Annotated in this window: 2 protein-coding genes; both read left to right on the forward strand. The window is 68.1% G+C overall.

Annotated elements, in window-relative coordinates; all coding sequences use genetic code 11:
* Window positions 1-1,941, forward strand: a 1,941-nt coding sequence (locus MFF30_RS25710) for an efflux RND transporter permease subunit (protein WP_238283112.1), incomplete at its 5' end; no start/stop codon positions are given.
* Window positions 1,938-3,141 (forward strand): efflux RND transporter permease subunit (locus MFF30_RS25715; RefSeq protein WP_238283113.1); only part of this gene is annotated, 1,204 nt, incomplete at its 3' end. The genes MFF30_RS25710 and MFF30_RS25715, both read left to right, overlap by 4 nt.

The raw sequence follows: 3,141 nt of genomic DNA on the forward strand, positions 1-3,141 counted from the left end.
ACCGGCTTCGTGGTCGACGACGCCATCGTGGTCATCGAGAACATCGCCCGCCACGTGGAGGAGGGCGACTCGCCGCTCGAAGCCGCGCTGAAGGGCAGCCGCGAGATCGGCTTCACCATCATCTCGCTCACCGTCTCGCTGATTGCGGTGCTGATCCCGCTCCTGTTCATGGGCGACGTGGTCGGGCGCCTGTTCCACGAATTCGCGATCACGCTGGCGGCCACCATCATCATCTCGGCGGTGGTCTCGCTTACCCTCGTGCCGATGCTGTGCGCGCGCCTGCTGAAGGCCCATGTCCCCGGCGTGGCCGAGCGCCGCGAGGGCTTCATCGCCCGTGCCGCCCGCCGTGGCATGGACGGCATCATCGCGGGCTACGGCCGCATGCTGCGGGTGGTGCTGCGCCACCAGACGCTGACCCTCGTCGTCACCCTCGGCACGATCGCGCTCACCGCCTACCTGTTCGTCGTGATCCCGAAGGGTTTCTTCCCGGTGCAGGACACCGGCGTGATCCAGGGCGTGACCCAGGCCGATCAGACCGTCTCCTACGCCGCCATGGCCGAACGCCAGCAGAAGCTCGCCGCCATCGTGCTGAAGGACCCGGACGTGCAGAGCCTGTCCTCCTTCATCGGGGTCGACGGCCAGAACGTCACCCTGAATTCCGGCCGCTTTCTCATCAACCTGAAGCCGCAGGAGACGCGCACGGCCCGCGCGCCCGAGATCATCGAGCGGCTGAAGGCGGCCACCACCGGTGTGGCCGGCATCCGCCTCTACCTGCAATCGGTGCAGGACCTCACCATCGACACGGCGGTGGGCGCGACCCAGTACCAGGTCATTCTCGAGAACCCGAACCTGACGGAGTTCGAGACCTGGGTGCCGCGCTTCGTGCGGGCGCTGCAGGCCTCGCCGCTCCTCATGGATGTCGCCAGCGACCTGCAGGCGAGCGGGCTGGCCGCCTACATCACCATCGACCGGCCGACTGCGGGACGCTACGGCATCACGCCCGCCACCGTCGACAATGCCCTCTACGACGCCTTCGGCCAGCGCATCATCTCGACGATCTTCACCCAGTCGAACCAGTACCGGGTCATCCTCGAGGCCGATCCGGACCTGCACAAGACCATCGAGAGCCTGGACCACATCTACCTGCCGTCCTCCACGGTCGCTTCGGGCCAGGTTCCGCTCTCGGCGGTGGCCCAGGTCAGCGAGCGGCGGGCGCCCCTGCTCATTAGCCATCTCGGGCAGTTCCCCGCCACCACCGTCTCATTCAACCTCGCGCCCGGCGCGGCCCTGGGCGATGCCGTCTCGGCAGTGGAGGCGGCGCGCCAGTCGATCGACCTGCCGCCGAGCTTCCGGGTCGTGCCCCAGGGTTCGGTCTTCGCTTTCCAGTCGGCGCTCTCCAACCAGCTCTTCCTGGTGCTGGCCGCCATCGTAACCGTCTACATCGTCCTCGGCGTGCTCTACGAGAGCTTCATCCACCCGATCACCATCCTGTCGACGCTGCCCTCGGCCGGCATCGGGGCGCTCATCGGGCTCATGCTGTTCGGGCTCTCCCTCGACATCATCGCGATCATCGGCATCGTGCTCCTCATCGGCATCGTGAAGAAGAACGCGATCATGATGATCGACTTCGCGCTCCAGGCCGAGCGCGAGGAGGGCTTGAGCCCTCGGGACGCGATCTACGAGGCCTGCATCCTGCGCTTCCGGCCGATCCTGATGACGACGCTTGCGGCCCTGTTCGCGGCGGTGCCGCTCATCGTCGGCACCGGTGTCGGCTCGGAGCTGCGCCAGCCGCTCGGCATCGTCATCGCGGGCGGCCTCATCGTCAGCCAGGTGCTGACGCTCTTCACCACCCCGGTGATCTACCTCGCCTTCGACCGCCTGGAACGCCGCATCTCCGGCCGCCGCGAAGGCGGCGCCGGCAGCGTCGAGGCGCTGCCATGAACATCTCCGAGCCGTTCATCCGGCGGCCCGTCGCCACCACGCTGCTCACCATCGGCGTGCTCCTCGCCGGCATCTTCGCCTTCATGAAGCTGCCGGTGGCGCCGCTGCCCCAGGTGGATTTTCCCGTCATCCTGGTCCAGGCGCAGATGGCCGGCGCCTCGCCGGAGACCATGGCGACCACCGTGGCGGCGCCCCTGGAGCGGCGCCTGGGTGCCATCGCCGACGTCACCGAGATGACCTCGACGAGTTCCCTCGGCTCGGTGCGGCTTGTGCTGATGTTCGGCCTGAACCGGGACATCGACGGTGCGGCGCGGGACGTCCAGGCGGCGATCAATGCCGCGCGGGCCGACCTGCCCACGGCGCTCCGCTCGAACCCGACCTACCGGAAGTTCAACCCGGCCGACGCGCCGATCCTGATCCTGGGGCTCACCTCCGACACCCTGACGCCGGGCCAGCTCTACGATTCCGCCGCCACGGTGGTGCAGCAGAAAATGTCCCAGCTCCCGGGGGTCGGGAATGTCGACATCGGCGGCTCGTCCCTGCCGGCGGTGCGGGTGGCCCTCGATCCGACCGCCCTGTTCAACTACGGCATCGGCCTGGAGGGCATCCGGGCGGCCCTGGCCTCCGCCAATGCGAACTCGCCCAAGGGCGCGATCGAGACCGAGACGCGCCACTACCAGCTCTACGCCAACGATCAGGGCCGGGTGGCCGCCGATTACCGCGACCTCGTGGTGGCCTACCGGAACGGCGCCGCCGTGCGCCTCACCGATGTCGGCACCATCGAGGATTCGGTGGAGGACCGGCGCAACCTCGGCCTCGTCAACGGCAAGCCGGGCGTGATCCTGTTCATCTACAAGCAGCCGGGCTCGAACGTCGTCGAGACGATCAAGGGGCTCAAGGCCGCGATCCCGCAGGTGAAGGCGGCGCTGCCCGGCGACATCGACCTCACCATCACGGGCGACCGCAGCGCCACCATCCGGGCCTCGCTCGCCGAGACCGAGGAGACGCTGGTCATCGCCGTCGTCCTCGTCATCTTCGTGGTGTTCCTGTTCCTGCGCTCCGGCCGCGCCACCCTGATCCCGGCGGTCGCCGTGCCGATCTCCATCGTCGGCACATACTCGGCGATGTACCTGCTGGATTACAGCCTCAACATCCTCTCGCTGATGGCGCTGATCATCGCCACCGGCTTCGTGGTCGACG

The organism is Methylobacterium goesingense, assembly GCF_022179225.1.
In the GTDB taxonomy this organism is placed as follows: domain Bacteria; phylum Pseudomonadota; class Alphaproteobacteria; order Rhizobiales; family Beijerinckiaceae; genus Methylobacterium; species Methylobacterium goesingense.